The 14,914-nt window shown below is 67.9% G+C and carries 15 protein-coding genes; 7 read left to right on the forward strand and 8 right to left on the reverse strand.

The window, feature by feature from the left end:
* Positions 1-123 precede the first annotated feature (123 nt).
* Together AC04MD_RS14160 and AC04MD_RS14165 are read left to right on the forward strand one after the other, a co-directional pair.
* A complete protein-coding gene (locus tag AC04MD_RS14160; protein WP_475497914.1) occupies positions 124-1,041 on the forward strand; it encodes a DNA-methyltransferase in 918 nt (305 codons plus the stop codon).
* Between the two features lie 421 nt (positions 1,042-1,462).
* Positions 1,463-2,050, forward strand: coding sequence for an OmpO family porin (locus AC04MD_RS14165; protein WP_475497915.1), 588 nt, complete (start codon positions 1,463-1,465; stop codon positions 2,048-2,050).
* Positions 2,051-2,204: 154 nt separating this feature from the next.
* Here the strand turns inward: AC04MD_RS14165 and AC04MD_RS14170 are convergent, their stop codons facing one another.
* The 5 genes from AC04MD_RS14170 to AC04MD_RS14190 all read right to left on the reverse strand — a co-directional run bounded on the left by AC04MD_RS14170 (position 2,205) and on the right by AC04MD_RS14190 (position 5,327).
* Positions 2,205-3,242 (reverse strand): NAD(P)H-dependent glycerol-3-phosphate dehydrogenase, encoded by a 1,038-nt coding sequence (locus AC04MD_RS14170; RefSeq protein ID WP_475497916.1) that lies wholly within the window; start codon positions 3,240-3,242, stop codon positions 2,205-2,207.
* Positions 3,243-3,294: 52 nt separating this feature from the next.
* A complete protein-coding gene (gene secB, locus AC04MD_RS14175; RefSeq protein WP_475497917.1) occupies positions 3,295-3,813 on the reverse strand; it encodes a protein-export chaperone SecB in 519 nt (172 codons plus the stop codon).
* A gap of 99 nt (positions 3,814-3,912) precedes the next feature.
* On the reverse strand, positions 3,913-4,356 hold the full coding sequence (locus AC04MD_RS14180) for a rhodanese-like domain-containing protein (RefSeq protein WP_475497918.1): 444 nt from the start codon (positions 4,354-4,356) through the stop codon (positions 3,913-3,915).
* A 63-nt stretch (positions 4,357-4,419) separates the two neighbouring features.
* Complete coding sequence (locus AC04MD_RS14185) at positions 4,420-4,842, reverse strand: hypothetical protein (protein ID WP_475497919.1); 423 nt, start codon at positions 4,840-4,842, stop codon at positions 4,420-4,422.
* 26 nt (positions 4,843-4,868) lie between these two features.
* Positions 4,869-5,327, reverse strand: coding sequence for a YiiD C-terminal domain-containing protein (locus AC04MD_RS14190; protein ID WP_475497920.1), 459 nt, complete (start codon positions 5,325-5,327; stop codon positions 4,869-4,871).
* 16 nt (positions 5,328-5,343) lie between these two features.
* On the opposite strand from AC04MD_RS14190, the gene AC04MD_RS14195 reads away from it, so the two are divergent.
* From AC04MD_RS14195 to AC04MD_RS14205, 3 genes are read left to right on the forward strand one after another with little or no spacing between them, the layout of a single operon-like run.
* Positions 5,344-6,114 carry a uroporphyrinogen-III synthase gene (locus AC04MD_RS14195; protein ID WP_475497921.1) on the forward strand — a complete coding sequence of 257 codons (771 nt, stop codon included), beginning with the start codon at positions 5,344-5,346 and terminating at the stop codon, positions 6,112-6,114.
* A 44-nt stretch (positions 6,115-6,158) separates the two neighbouring features.
* Positions 6,159-7,187: a uroporphyrinogen-III C-methyltransferase gene (locus tag AC04MD_RS14200; protein ID WP_475497922.1), complete on the forward strand. Its 1,029-nt coding sequence runs from the start codon at positions 6,159-6,161 to the stop codon at positions 7,185-7,187.
* On the forward strand, positions 7,184-8,443 hold the full coding sequence (locus tag AC04MD_RS14205) for a heme biosynthesis HemY N-terminal domain-containing protein (protein ID WP_475497923.1): 1,260 nt from the start codon (positions 7,184-7,186) through the stop codon (positions 8,441-8,443). Before AC04MD_RS14200 ends, AC04MD_RS14205 begins: the two co-directional genes overlap by 4 nt.
* A gap of 2 nt (positions 8,444-8,445) precedes the next feature.
* Here AC04MD_RS14205 and AC04MD_RS14210 read toward each other — a convergent pair whose 3' ends face one another.
* Positions 8,446-9,441: a DUF4349 domain-containing protein gene (locus tag AC04MD_RS14210; RefSeq protein WP_475497924.1), complete on the reverse strand. Its 996-nt coding sequence runs from the start codon at positions 9,439-9,441 to the stop codon at positions 8,446-8,448.
* 88 nt (positions 9,442-9,529) lie between these two features.
* Positions 9,530-10,429 (reverse strand): hypothetical protein, encoded by a 900-nt coding sequence (locus tag AC04MD_RS14215; RefSeq protein WP_475497925.1) that lies wholly within the window; start codon positions 10,427-10,429, stop codon positions 9,530-9,532.
* A 120-nt stretch (positions 10,430-10,549) separates the two neighbouring features.
* On the opposite strand from AC04MD_RS14215, the gene ggt reads away from it, so the two are divergent.
* Positions 10,550-12,295, forward strand: coding sequence for a gamma-glutamyltransferase (gene ggt / locus AC04MD_RS14220; RefSeq protein WP_475497926.1), 1,746 nt, complete (start codon positions 10,550-10,552; stop codon positions 12,293-12,295).
* A gap of 316 nt (positions 12,296-12,611) precedes the next feature.
* Here ggt and AC04MD_RS14225 read toward each other — a convergent pair whose 3' ends face one another.
* The gene (locus AC04MD_RS14225) at positions 12,612-13,892 is read right to left on the reverse strand and encodes an acetyl-CoA C-acetyltransferase (protein WP_475497927.1); all 1,281 of its coding nucleotides are present in this window, start codon (positions 13,890-13,892) and stop codon (positions 12,612-12,614) included.
* Between the two features lie 106 nt (positions 13,893-13,998).
* Between AC04MD_RS14225 and AC04MD_RS14230 the strand changes: the two genes are divergently transcribed.
* Complete coding sequence (locus AC04MD_RS14230) at positions 13,999-14,883, forward strand: hypothetical protein (protein ID WP_475497928.1); 885 nt, start codon at positions 13,999-14,001, stop codon at positions 14,881-14,883.
* Positions 14,884-14,914: the final 31 nt, after the last annotated feature.

Here is a 14,914-nt window from a genome sequence, read left to right on the forward strand (position 1 = left end):
AAGCGCTAAGAACTGCGCGCCTGCTAGGTAAACGGATTTCCCAGCCAGGGAGCCCGGCGATAGATGGGGGTTGCGGGGCCACGGCGTGGATCTATAATTTCGGCGGATCCTCAGGAGATGGACATGCTGTATCGACGCGCACCCTCGGCTTGGTCACATGTGGCCGATGGGCGGGGAACGGCAGCTTTGCTGCATGGCGACTGCATGGACTTGCTCCGGTCGCTCCCGGACGGTTCCGTAGGTCTTGTCGTTACATCCCCCCCGTACTGCATGGGTAAGGAGTACGAGGAGGGGAATGACGTCGCCGATTTCAAGCGTGCTCACGCGGAGGTCCTGCCCGAAATCATGCGAGTGGTTCGCGCCGGGGGAAGCATCTGCTGGCAGGTCGGATATCACGTGGATCGCAACAGCTTGATTCCGTTGGACTACCTAGTGTTCGATGCCATGCGGGCGCTCCCAGCGCCCCCGGTCCTGCGAAATCGGATCGTGTGGACTTTTGGCCACGGCCACCACTGCGAGAAGCGTTTCAGTGGTCGGCATGAGACGGCGCTTTGGTTCACCAAGGGTGACAAGTACACGTTCAACTTAGATGCAGTTCGCGTGCCACAGAAGTATCCCGGCAAGACTGCAAATCGTGGTCCATCTAAGGGGCAGCCCAGCGGAAACCCACTCGGCAAGAATCCCGCGGACGTCTGGGATATTCCCAACGTGAAAGCGAATCATGTGGAGAAGTTGGTTCACCCCTGCCAGTTCCCTGTTGCCTTGGTGCGCCGATTCGTGGCTGCTTTAACCAACCCTGACGACATCGTCCTCGACCCTTATGCTGGCGTCGCAAGCAGCGGTGTGGCCGCGCTGCTGGAAGGACGGCGCTTCATCGGCGCTGAGCTTGAACGCGCGTACGCTGAAGCTGCGACGAGCCGACTTCGCGATGCTCTAGCGGGCAACGTGAAGGTGCGGGCGGATCAGCCGGTCGCTGCGCCGAATCCGCGCAGCAAAGTGGCGACTCGCCCCCATCACTTCCGAGAGTTCCACCACTCCTGAGGCCCGCGCGTGATCTCTTGCGGGGAGTAGGGAGAGTGGGTGGTGGATTAGGGACTAATGAGAGAGCTGCTTGCTTTCGGAAACCCGTGTAGGCAACTGGCTGATATTGCCGCGTTGATCATGGTAGCTGGGCTGAGCCGCCAACCACTGTCCCTAGACAAAGGGCCCACACCCCAAGCGCTGATTGAACGGGCCGCTACCGTCTAATGCGTCCAGATGGTTCTCAGCCAGCATAGTTTGTACATATGCACACACTTTGCCCTTGCGCCCACTCACAAGTGACTAAGTTCCCGTCACGGCCACCTAATTTATGTACTGGTCAGTTTTATATTCAGGAGTTGTTGTGAGCTGAAGCGGATACTTCGCCCACCGCCGCTCTCGACAGCGACGGACAAACAACAACAAGAGAGAAAGACGTCCCATGAAGAAGTCCTTGCTTGCCCTGACCCTGCTGGCTGCCACCCCTTTCGCCGCTTCTGCCGCTGAAGGCGTTTCCTACAACTATGTGGAAGGCGGTTACACCGCGACGAACATCGATGGCCCCGATGCCGATGGCTGGGCGCTGAAAGGTTCGGTCGCGCTGCACCCGAACTTCCATGTCTTCGCCGACTACAGCACGCAGGAAATCGACAACATCAATGTCGATTTCGACCAATGGCGCGTCGGCCTTGGCTACAACCACGAGCTGTCGCAGCGCGTCGACCTGCTGACCCGCGTCGCCTATGAAAAGGCGAAGACCGACAGTTTCAACGCCGGCAGCGTGCGCGTTCCGAGCTTCAGCGCTGACGGTTACAGCGTCGAAGTCGGCGTGAACAGCGCGCTCATCAGCAACCGCCTCAATGGCTACGCGCTGGCGGGTTACGAAGACGGCGGCAGCGACTACGACGGCGAGTTCTACGGCCGCTTGGGCGCGCAGGTGAAGTTCAACCCGAACTGGAGCGCAGCGGCCGACGTCAAGTTCGTGGACGGCGACACCCAGTGGTTCGTGGGTCCGCGCTTCAGCTGGTAATCCGTTACAGCGTTCCCCGCGACGCGTCCCCCTCTCTCCCCGCGTCGCACCCCAAAGCCCGGCCTCCACGGCCGGGCTTTTCTTTGCGTGCCCAATAGGCGAAAAAGAAAAAGCCCGGCATGGCCGGGCTCTTCTCATTGCTTGCTGGCGCTGCTTACTTGAACAGCGTCTCCGGATACTCCGGCTTCTGTTCGCGCGAGAGCAGCTGCTGCAGGCCGTCGCGCGGGGTCAGGTCACCGTGCAGCACGGCACGCACGGCGCTGGAGATCGGCAGGTCGATGCCGTGGCGATCCGCCTGGCGCATGACCTCGTCGGCGGTCTGCACCGACTCGACCACCTGACCGATCTCGCGCACCGCATCCTGCAGCGATTGCCCGCGGCCGAGGGCCAGGCCAAGACGGCGATTGCGCGACAAGTCGCCGGTACAGGTCAGCACCAGGTCGCCAAGGCCAGCCAACCCCATCAGGGTCTCCGGCTTGGCGCCGATGGCGGCGGACAGGCGCAGCATCTCGTTGAGTCCGCGTGTGATCAGGCCGGCACGGGCGTTGAGTCCCAGCTGCATGCCGTCCGACACGCCGGTCGCCACGGCCAGCACGTTCTTCATCGCGCCGCCGAGCTCGGCACCGACCATGTCGTCGCCGGTGTAGGCGCGGAAGGCCGGACCATGCATCACGTCGGCGACCGATTGCGCGAACGCCGCGTCGGCGCCATGTACGGTGACCGCCGTGGGCAGGCCAAGCGCGACCTCCTTGGCGAACGAGGGGCCGGTGACGACGGCGATTGGCACGTCGGGGCCGAGGACTTCTTCGGCGACCTCGTGCAGGAAGCGGCCGGAGCCGGTTTCGAACCCTTTCGTCGCCCACGCCACGCCCGCCTTGGCCGGACGCAGAGGCGCCAGCGTGCGGAGGGTTTCGGTGAAGGCGTGCGACGGTACGACCACCAGCACCTGGTCGGCATCGGCGAGCGATGCGGCCAGGTCGTTGGTGGCGCGCAGGGTATCCGGCAACGGAATGCCGGGCAGGTAGCGGGTGTTCTCGTGCTGGCCGTCGATGGCGGCCGCGACCACCGGGTCGCGACCCCACAACGTCACCTGGTGCCCGTGCCGCGCCATCAGCGCGGCCAGGGCGGTGCCCCAGGACCCGGCACCGAGCACCGCGATCTTCAGCACGTCGGCGGATTTCAGGTCAGACATCCGTCACCCCTGTGTGCGGCGTCGCCGCCCTGACGGGACCGTGCACCGGCGATCAGGCGTTGCCGACCGGTTCCGAGTTGGCCAGGCCGGCGTCACCGCCCTGGGCGGCGCGCTGGCGCAGCGATTCGGCGTACAGCGCCTCGAAGTTGATCGGCTGCAGGAAGAACGGCGGGAAGCCGCCGGCCTGCACCAGGTCGCTGACCAGCTGGCGCACGTACGGGAACAGGATGTTCGGGCACTGCGTGCCGAGCAGCACGTCGACGGCCTGCGCTTCCAGCCCGATCAGGCCGAAGATGCCGGCCTGCTGCACTTCCGCCACGTAGGCGGTCTTGTCGCCGGCCTTGCAGGTCAGGGTCACGCCCAGCACGACTTCGAAGGCGTTCTCGCCCAGGCGCTGCACGCGCTGGTTGAGGTTGAGCTGCAGCTCCGGCTGCACGTTCTCGGCGAACACGGCCGGGGCGCCCGGGGCTTCGAAAGAAACGTCCTTGACGTAGATCTTCTCGACAGTGAAAGCGGGGCCAGCGGCTTCGGCGGCAGGCGCGACCGCGCCGTTGGTGGTCTCGTCGGACATTTCTTTGACTCCGGAATCTGGATTGCAGCGGTGAATGGAAATTATCTCATGGCGGCACGCGGGCCCCGGTTCAAGGGCGGGTCCGCGGCCACCGGGGAATCAGCGGCCCTTGATCAGCGGCAGGTCGGCCTGCTGCCAGGCGGCGATGCCGCCCTCCAGCGCGTAGACCTTCTCGAAACCGGCCTTCTTCAGGCGCTTGGCAGCGCCGCCGGAGGCCTGCCCGGTGCGGCAGACCAGCACCACCGGCTGGGACTTGGCCCCGGCCAGCAGTTTGTTCTCGGGGTCGAAGTTGCTGGGCAGCACGTTGCGGCTGCCCGCGATGTGGCCCTTCTCGAAGTCGTTGCTCGCCGACAGGTCCACCACGAGGGCGTTTTCGCTGTTCACCAGCTGGGTCAGCTCTGCCGGGCGCAGCGTCTTGTAGCCGCGGAACAGGCGGGAGATCTCGGTGTAAACGATGGCCACCGTCAGGCCGACGAGGGCCAGCGACAGCATCTGGTTGTAGGGAGAACGGGTGGCGAAAGCCAGGATTTCTTCGAAATTCACGGGGTTGGCGATCTTCGAGCGGGCGGCGATTGTCGCACAGGACGCCGTCCGGGCGCCGGACGCCTACTCCCCGTTCCAGAGGTCCGGCAGGCCGACGACCAGCCACCAGCGCTTGGCGTCCGGGTCCCAGCGCCAGCGCTCGCGGTAGCGCATCGTCCGCTCGGCCATGGTGTGCTTGTTGATGACGCGCAGCTCGACGGCGCGCTCGACGGTGCCGTCCGGCCCGCCGCTGGTCATCAGGTCGCGGTAGCCGGAAATCTGCACCTGCTGGTAGCGCTCGAATTCCAGCTCGGTCATCGGGTGCTCGGCCTTGTAGGCGGGGTCGACCGCCTGCCAGGCGTTCTCGAAGTCGCCCCAGCGGATCGCCGCCGCATAGGCCTCCTGCACCTGCTGCAGCTTGCCGCGCTGCAGCCGGCTCTGCGCAGCCGCAGGCAAAAGCACCAGCAGGAGGCCCACCACCAGCAACAGCTTTCCGATCACACGCATGGCATCTCCCCGGTCATGAACGCATGCTACCGCTTCGTGATGGCGACGAAACGCCCGCTCAGCGTGGTGGCCATGCCGCCTTCAGGCAAGCGCACGCAGGCCTCCACCTGGATGCGCGCCCGGCCACGCTGCACCAGCGTATCGACGAAGGTTTCCAGCGACTGGCCTTCCGTGAAGGACGCATCGGCGACGAGGTCGCCATACAGGGGGGCGAGATAGCGGATCTGGCTGTCGGCCACATAGACGTCGGCCTTCAGCCCGGCCAGCCGCAGCTTCAGCGTCACCAGGCCCCAGCCCGCCACCGTCATCAGCGAGGTCAGGCTGCCGCCGAACGCGTTGCCCTTGTCGTTGACATTGGCCGACAGCGGCGCGGTCAGTCGCAGGGCCCCGTCGTGGAAACCCGCCACCTCCACGCCCATCGCCGCCACCGGCGGCATGCCGCGGCAATAGTCACGCAGTTCCTGCAGGGCTTCTTCCGGACTCATCGCTCATAATCCGCGCATGGGACATCCAACGCCGCCGGCATGGTACGTCATCTCGCTGCGGCCCCAGGGTGGCCACGACGCGCTCAGGCGCGCCGCCTCGCGGCACGGTGCCGCCTTGCTGGCGCTCTCGCCCTGGCGCATCCGGACCCACGACGACGATGCCACCCGAGACGCATTGGGTGCGGCACTGGCGAGTCCTGTCGTCGTATTCACCAGCCCCGCCGCCGTCGCCTCCGCACAGTCGCTGCAGCCGCTGCGGGCGCATGCCGGCCAAGCGTGGCTCGCGGTGGGGGAAGGCACCGCGCGTGCGCTGCAGCGTGCCGGCATCGCCCGCGTCGCGTTCCCGACCCGCATGGACAGCGAAGGCCTGCTGGCACTGGACGAACTGGCCGATGTGCGCGGTACCGACATCGGCTTTATCACCGCACCGGACGGCCGCAACCTGCTGGCCCCCACCCTGGAGGCTCGCGGTGCGCGCGTGCGTCGGGCGGAGGTCTACCGGCGCGAATCCATCGCACTGACGGCCCGCTCGCTGGACGCACTTGCGCAGCGCAAGGCGCCCGCCGTCCTGCTGTTGAGCAGCGGGGGCGCACTGGAGCAGGTTCTCGCGCAGCTAACCCCATCGCTCGCGGCGCACCTGAAGACAGCGGTCGTCGTGGCGGCCAGCGAACGCCTGGCCGACGCCGCACGCCTCGCCGGTTTCCCGCGCGTCGTCGTGGCCGAAGGCCCGCGACCCGCGCAACTGATGAAAGCCGCGTGCACGGTAAGGCCCGCCGGCATCCGGTAGCATCTGTGGCATCCATCACGTTCTGCCGGTAGTCCAGGATGCAAGTGAACGACGATCCACCCTCTCCATCCCGTGCCGGCGGCAACGGGCGGCTTGTCGTGCTGGCGGTGGTGGTGCTCGTCGTCGGCCTCGGCGTCTGGCGCGGCTGGACATGGTGGCAGGCGCGCATTGCACAGGAACAGACCGCGCTGTCGGCGGCGGAACAGCGCCTGGAAGCCCTGGAGTCGCGGATGGACACGTTGCGCGGCGAACAACGCAAGCAAGCGCAGCGCCTGCTCGACGCCGCGGCCACCAACCGCGTGCTGCGCGATGAAGTCCTCGGCCTCGGCCAACGCGGCGCGCTGCTCGAAGAAAGCGTGGCCAAGCTCACCGATCCCGCGCGCCATGGTGCACAGGCGCTGCGGCTGGACGAGGTGGAACTGCTGCTCTCGCAGGCGGCGCAGCGCCTGGACATCGCCCACGACCTCGCGGGCGCGCGTCGCGCCTACGCGCTGGCCGCCGGGACGCTCGATGGCATCGACGACCACCGCCTGCTCAACCTGAAGCAGGCGCTCGCGCAGGAACGCAGCGCGCTGGATGCGCTGGGCGAAGGTCCGCAAGCGCAGGCCCTGAAGCAGCTGGATACGTTCGCGGCCGCGTTGTCCGGCCTGCCCCGCGGCGTCTCCGCGAGCGCGGATGCGCCCACGCGGCCGCCGTGGCAGCGCTGGCTCGCGCCGCTGGTCGACGTCCGCCCGACGCGCGACACCACCCTGATCACGCCGGATGAACGCGCCACCGCCGATGCAGCGCTGCAGGTAGACATCAGCCTGGCCCGCGCCGCGCTGGAGCGCGACGACGACGCGGCCTATCGCGCCGCCCTTGCACGTCTTGATGTGTGGCTGCCGCGGTTGTGGCCGGATTCACCCGAACGACGGCAGGTTCATGCGCGATTGCGCACATTGCGATCGACGTCGGCACCGGCCCGTCCCACCGAACTGGGCAGCACGCTGCAGCAACTGCGCGCGCTGCGCAACGCGGGACTGCGGTTGCAGGTACCGACGACGCCCGTAGAGACGCCGGAGGTCACGCCATGAAACCGTTACGAACCGTGGTGATATTGCTGCTGCTGTTGCTGGCCGGCGTGCTGGCGGCGCAGTGGATGGCCGGCACCGACCGCGACCTGGGCGAGGTCTTCGTCCGCTTCGCCGGTTACGACCTGCACACCAACGTGCCACGCGCCCTGCTCGCACTGCTGCTGATCGGTGCGGCGGCCTGGCTGCTGTGGCGCCTGATGACGCTGCCGTTCCGAGCCTGGGGCCGTCATCGCCGCAAGCAGGCGCGGGCGCGACTCATCGACGGCCTGGACGCGCTGCATGCCGGGCACTGGCAGAAGGCCGAAAAGCAGCTGGAGCGCGCATCGGAGGATGACGAAGTGGGCGCCATCGCGCGGACCGCAGCGGTACGCGCGGCCCAGGCGCGTGGCGACGAGGCGGCCGTGCAACGCCATCTGTCCGCCCTGCGCGAACGCTCCGCGCAGGCGCATGCGATCACTGCGGCGCAGATCGCGCTCGATGCCGGTCGCCCGCATGACGCGCTGGCAGTGCTCGATGCGGCCGACGTACAGCCGCTGCCACCGCGCGGCCTGTCGCTGCGCGCCGACGCCCTCGCCGGCAGCGCCCGCGCGGGCGAAGCCTATGGGTTGCTGGGCGCAATGAAGCAGCAGCAGGCGTTGGCGCCCGCCGACTTCGATGCGCTCGAGATCCGCCTTGCCACGCAGTCCTTGCGCGAAGCGGCCGATCCGAACGTGCTCGCCGAACGCTGGGAGGCGCTGACCAAACCGCTGCGCCTACAGCCGCCGGTCGTGGCGGCCTACGCCGAGCGCGCCGCGGCGTTGCGCTGGGAAGACGCGGCGACGCGCAGCATCGAACAAGCACTGGAAGCACGATGGGACGAAAGCCTGGTGACGCTGTACGGCCGCCTGCCGGTCGGCAAGCTCGACTCGCGCCGTTCCAGCGCGCAGCACTGGCTACATGCGCATCCGGCCAGCCCCGCCCTGCTGGTGACGCTGGGACGGCTTGCGCGCCAGCAAGGCCAGTGGACGGCGGCGCAGGAATTCCTGCACCGGGCCGTCGCACAGGGGGCGGGCGCAGAGGCGTGGGAAGAACTGGCGACCGGCTTCAACGAGGCTGGTGATACCGCATCGGCACAGCACTGCCACGCCAATGCGGTGAAGGCGGCACGCGGCGACGTGCCGGTGAAGCTGCCGGTCCGCGACATCCGGCAGGAGATCCACGATGCCGCCGTCGTCGAGGAACGCGACGCGCACGGCGTGCCGCGCCTCAAGGACTGATGTCAGCCGGCGGCCGGTTTCCTGGGCCAGCGCCGCCAGCCGATCGCGCCCGCCAGCAGGAGGAGCCACAACGGCCACAGCGTGGCCAATGCGACGACCGCGTGCAGGCAGACGCGCCAGCCCGCCGCCAACGATTCGCCCAGCTGGCTGAAGAAGCCCGGGCCGTTGTCGCGGAACACCGCATCCACGTCGACGCGCTCGCGGCTGCGCACCTGCACGTCCTGGTGCAGCGACAGCGTGATGGTGCTGAAGGCCACGCGGTCTTCGAATTCCTTCTGCGCGATCAGCGCCTCGTCGCGGCTGCTGCGGGCTTCGCCGCGCGCCTGGATGGCATCGGCCTTGTCGCCGAGCTTGCCGCCGGCCTGCACCGCGTCGCCGAGTTCCTGCTGCTGGTCCTGCGCGCGCTCCCGCGCCAGCTGCTGCCGCAGCAATTCGAATTGCGCGTCGCGCGCGCTGAAGTTGCGGCGGTCCAGGAACTCCATCTGCGACGCGATGGCGCGCAGGAACACCTGCGTGCGCTCGCTCGGCACGCGAACGGTCAGCTCGCCCTGCAGCCGGTACTCGGCCAGCTCCAACCGCTTGCCGTTGCCGATCGGCCGGCTCTGCACGCGCTGCTCCTGTGCCTGGATGTCGTTGTCGACGACAAAGCCGCCCTGCTTCACCACCTCGTCCTCGATCGCCAGTGCGCTGCGGTAGACATCCTTGACCTGGAAGTCCGCTGCGGCGGTGCGGATGAAACGTCGCTGCGGATCGGTCTGCACCAGCACGTCGGAGGCCAGCAGCGACGCGGCGACGCCGGGCCCCTGCGGCACCGGCGCTTCAAGGCTCTTCTGCGGGGCTGCCGCCGCGGCGGCATCGGCCGCCATTTCTTCCATCGCGGGCGCCGAGGCCGCGGCGACGTCGGAATCGGCCGGGGCCATTTCGTGCTTGCTGCACGACACCGCCAGCACCGAGACGATCAGAAGGGGGACAACGCGATGGATCCTTGGCATGCGCATGGAAGCTCCGGGAGGTGGGAGAGACGCGACGTGAAACGGTGCTGGACTCCAACGCGTGGTGAAGTCCAGTGGGGTCGAAGGACGGGCGTTATGGGGCCTTCGTTGCGGTTCCGGGCACACAGATCACGCACCGCCCGCCGTAGCGGTCCGTCCGGCTGGCGGACGCCAGTACGCGGCGAGCCTCTGCACGACGCCGGGCAATGGTGGCGGTTTCCTCGGCGCCGTAGCGCGTCGCCAGCGCATACAGCACCACGACGTTCTCCATGGGCCCGCCCGCCATGTTCAACGCCGCCCAGTCGGACAGCAGGTTGGCCACCACGGGATCCGTTGGCGCGACGAACTGCATGCGTTCGCCCAACTGGTAGGCGAAGGCGTGGTTGAGGGCATAGGCGTCGACGGGCCGGCCGTCGTTGCCTGCGGGCAAGGAGGCCGGCAGTGGCGGGACCGTTGCGTCGCCGAACTGCAGGCCCGCGATCGAATGCTGGGCCGGCAGGATGCCGTTCGCCGCCGCAAGCTTGCTCTCGAGGATCCTCGCATGCAGCCATTCGGTACCGAAGTGCTCCGCGGCATTGCGCTGGATGCCCAGGCGTATCCAGGCCAGCGCGGGGCCGTCGTGGCCGGACAACTCCAAGGCCGTGCCCAGATTGGCGGCGGTCTCGTGGCGACCGGGCCAGCGACGCTCAAGGGACAGCAGCAGCTGCACGGCCTGCGTGTTCTGCCCCTGGTACATCAGCAGGATGGCCAGCTCGGTCAGGTTGCGCAGATCCGGTGTCGTCCGGGCCTCGGCGGTGATGCGGCGTGCGTCGCGCAGATAGTGCGTCCTGGTGGCGCCCGAGGTCAGTCTTGCTTCCAGTTGCTCGCCGACCTCATCGTGGGCATCGAACTGCCGCCCGTGATGATCGGTCCCCACCGCGTTGATGCACGCCTGTGCCGGACTCGCGACGGCGACGGCCAGCACCGCCGGCAACACCCATTGCCTGATCCCCATTCCCCTGCTCCCGGCGTCCATCCCGAAGCGCAACGCTATCCGATGACGGGCCCGACGGGAACGGGTGGCGCCGCGGGGAGCGTGTGACAATCGGCCCGCCTGCCCCCTCGGTGATCCGCGATGACCCGACTCCTGCGCGCCGCCCTTCTCGCCTTCCTGCTGGCCACGACCGCCCACGCCAAGACGCCGGTCGCCACGGGTCGCGGAGGCGCCTCCGCCACGATCAGCGAGCAGGCCACGCACTCGGCGATCACGGTCCTGGACCGGGGCGGCAACGCGATCGATGCCGCGGTCGCGGCGGCGGCCACGCTCGGCGTGACCGATCCCTTCAGCTGCGGCATCGGCGGTGGCGGTTTCATGGTCGTGTACCTGGCGAAGGACCAGCGTGTGATCACGATCGACCATCGCGAGACCGCGCCGGCCGCCACCACACCGACCCTCTTCATCGAAGACGGCAAGGAGATGGATTTCGACACGGCCGTCGCCAGCGGGCTTTCCATCGGCGTGCCCGGCACGGTGCGCGGCTGGGACGAAGCGCTGCGGCGCTACGGCACGATGTCGCTGGGACAGGTGCTGGCGCCGGCGATCAAGGTCGCGGACGAAGGTTTTACGGTCGACGCCAACTTCTCGCACCTGGTGGAACGGAACGAACGCAAGTTCACCCGCTTCCCGGCAACGGCATCGCTGTACCTGCGGGACGGCAAGGCGATCCCCGCCGGCACCCGGCTGCGCAATCCCGATCTCGCACGCACGTATCGCCTGCTGTCACGCGACGGAGCGGATGCGTTCTACAAAGGGCCGCTCGCGCGCGCCATCATCGACACGGTCAACCAGCCACCGACCGCGCCCGGTGTGTCGGTGCGCGGCAGCCGCATGACGCTGGCGGACCTCGCCAACTACGAAGCACGCCTGCGCCTGCCGGTGCATTCCACCTACCGCGGTTACGACCTGTACGGCATGCCGTTGCCGAGCAGCGGCGGCGTGACGGTGTTCGAAGCGCTGAACATCCTGGAGGGCTACGACCTGGCGTCGATGTCGCGCGCGCAGGTCGAGCATCTCTATCTGGAAGCGAGCCGCCTCGCGTTCGCCGACCGTGACGCCTACCTGGCCGATCCGGAGTTCGTCGACGCACCGGTCGCCGGTCTGCTGAGCAAGGACTACGCCGCGCACCGCCGTTCGCTGATCGATGCGGCCCGCGCTGCATCAGGCGCCGTATCGGCTGGCGCCCCCTATCCGTTCCAGCAGGACCCCAGCCAGCCGCTGCGGCCGACAACGCGCCTGCTGCAACCGGAGAGTGCGCATACCACGCATCTCACCGTCTCCGACAGGGACGGCAACGTCGTCGCGTACACCTTCACCATCGAAGACTGGGGCGGCAGCGGCATGGTCGTGCCGGGCTACGGTTTCCTGCTCAACAACGAACTGACCGACTTCGACTTCACGGCACCGCATCCGAACGTTCCAGAGGCCGGAAAGCGTCCGCGCAGCAGCATGACACCGACGATCGCATTGAAGAACGGCAAGCCCGCGTTCTCGATCGGCAGCCCGGGCGGCTCGACGATCATCACGACGGTGCTGCAGACCATCGTCAACCACGTCGACCTCGGCATGCCGATGGACCAGGCCATCGATGCGCCACGGCTGTCGCAGCGCAATGGCGCGGTCACCGATATCGAACCCGGCTTCGCCGGCAGCACGCAAGCGAAGGCCTTGGCGCATCTCGGGCAACGCTGGTCGGATCAACCCGAAGAGATCGGCGCCGCGAACGCGCTGGTGTTCAATGCGGATGGCACGGTGACCGCGGTGAGCGAGGGCCACCGGCATGGCGTGGGGAGTGCGCAGGTGCAGGACCAACGCGAGCGTTGACGCGAGGCTATCTCCACGAAAACGACCAGCGGCACGCCTATGCGTTGGCCGCGCGAACACTCAGCTCTGGAAAAGTAGCGCGCAGTCTTGCCTCGTAGTGTGCTTGCTCGGCGGCTAGATCGCTGCTTATCCACGCCGCTGGGGGGTGATCACGTGAAGAGAGATACTTTTCGATGGTAGTTGCCAGTGCCTCTCCACGAGGGCCGTAGGTTGCAATCAGGCGTGTCTCGCCAGAGCCGATGGGGTTGTATCCGCCGCTCGGCCCGGCTCCCAAGTACGTGCAAATGACGTCATTGAGATCAGCTTCCATTGCCGTCTACCGCTCGATGATGGCGACCACACCCATGCCGCCAGCCGTGCAGATGGACACCAGCGCGCGGCCGCCGCCGCGCTGCTTCAGTTCCTTCGCCACGGTGGCGACGATGCGCGCACCGGTGGCGGCGAACGGATGGCCGGTCGCCAGCGAGGAGCCGTTGGGATTCATCTTCGCCGGGTCGATCCTGCCGAGCGGTGCGTCCAGGCCCAGGCGGTTGCGGCAGTAGTCTTCGCTTTCCCACGCACGCAGCGTGCACAGCACCTGCGCGGCGAAGGCTTCGTGGATCTCGTAGATGTCGAAGTCCTGCAGCGTCAGCCCGTGACGCTTGAGCATCTCCGGCACGGCGACGGTCGGCGCCATCAGCAGGCCTTCGCCGTGGACGAAATCGACCGCGGACACCTGCGCATCCTTCAGATACGCCAGCGGCTCATGGCCATGCGCCGCAGCCCACTCGTCGCTGGCGAGCAGCACGGCGGCCGCGCCATCGGTCAGCGGCGTGGAGTTGGCCGCGGTCAGGGTGCCGCGGCCCGACGTCTTGTCGAACGCCGGCTTCAGCGTGGCCAGCTTCTCCAGCGAGGTATCGGCACGCAGGATGTTGTCGCGCTCCAGGCCGCGGAACGGGGCGATCAGGTCGTCGAAGAAGCCGCGCTCATAGGCGGCGGCCAGCTTCTTGTGCGAGGCCACCGCGAGTTCGTCCTGCGAATCGCGCGAGATGCTCCACTCCTTCGCCATGTCCTCGCAGTGCTCGCCCATGCTCTTGCCGGTGCGCGGCTCGGCCACGCCGGGGAACTCGGGCTTCAGCTCGCTGAACTTGAAGCCGCTGACCAGCGCCTTCAGCTTGTCCTGCGCGGTCTTGGCGCGGTTGGCGGCCAGCAGGCGCGCGCGCAGCTTCTTGCCGTACACGATCGGCACTTCGGACGTCGTGTCGGAACCGCCGCCGATGCCGGACTCGATCTGGCCCAGCGCGATCTTGTTGCCGATGTGGATGATGGTGTCGAGGCTGGTGCCGCAGGCGCGCTGCAGGGTGATGCCCGGCGTCAGCGGCGACAGGCCCGACGACAGCGCGGCTTCGCGGCCCAGGTTCCAGTCGGACGAATGCTTGATCACCGCGCCCATCGCCACTTCGCCCAGCTGCTGGCCGTGCAGGCCGAAGCGCTCGACCAGCGCGCCCAGCGTGCGCACCGACATGCCCAGGTTCCCCACATCCGCGTAGGCCGTGTTCTGGCGGCAGAACGGAATGCGGACGCCGCCGAGGATGGCGACGGGGCGGGAAGCGGGCATGGGGACCTCGGTGCGATGTGAAGGATGGATTGGTGAAGATGCGCCTGCGTACGGCAGGCATAATGGGGGAGTGTAATGCGACCCTCCACCGCCTCCAACCGCTGACATGACTCGATCCACAACCAGCCCTGTCGTCATGGGCGTAATGGCCCTGGAGCTGGCCGCCGGCCACGCGCCACAGCGCGCGGCGCTCAGTGCCGCCGACGCCAGCGAGCTGGCGGAGAAGCTGGGCCGCGACCTCGCCGTGCATGCGCCGCAGGTGCGTGACCTGGATCTCGTCTTCGCCGCGGCGCATTTCGATCCCGCCGAAGCACTGCGGCCCGGCTGGTCGCTGCACCAGCGTCTGCGCGAGCTGCACCAGCGCGCGCCGGGACGCGGTGAAGGCGCGCGCCTGATCGCCTTCGGTGCTGATGAAGCCGGTGACATCCCGATGCCGCTGCAGGCGGACGACGGCCTGCGCGGTGGCCTGCTGCGCGTGCTGCCGTTCCTGCTCAGCGGCGACGACCATACGGTCGATGCCGTGGGCGAACGGCTGGAGAGCGTCCTGCTGGAAACCGGCATGGCCCAGGCCGATACCGCGCTGCTCGCGCAGAACGCCTTCGGTGCGCAGGTCGAACACGCGCGCTACATGACGCTGCACGACCTGGCCGCGATGACGGCGATGCAGTACGAGCATGGCGGCCTGGGTCTGCTGTGGCCGGTGATCGAGACCGCGCTGATGGCGCCCACGGAAGAGTATTGGCTGGATGCCGTGCCGGAGCCGCTGCTGCGCTATGCGGGTGGCGACGTGCACATCGCCCTGTTCGAACCGGCGGCCTGGCGCGCGCGCTACGCCTCTCAGGAGGCCACCGACGAGCGCCTGGAGCGCGCCTACCAGCATTTCCAGGCACGCCAGCAACAGATCGCCGCCGTGCTGGAAGCGCATGGCATCCCGGTGACGTTCGCGCACTGCCCGGGCAACACGGACGCACGGGAAGCACTGCAGTCGTAGCGTGCGCCGCGCGCACGACCACGGGAATGAC

It is taken from the genome of Pseudoxanthomonas sp. LjRoot206, from assembly GCF_056175725.1.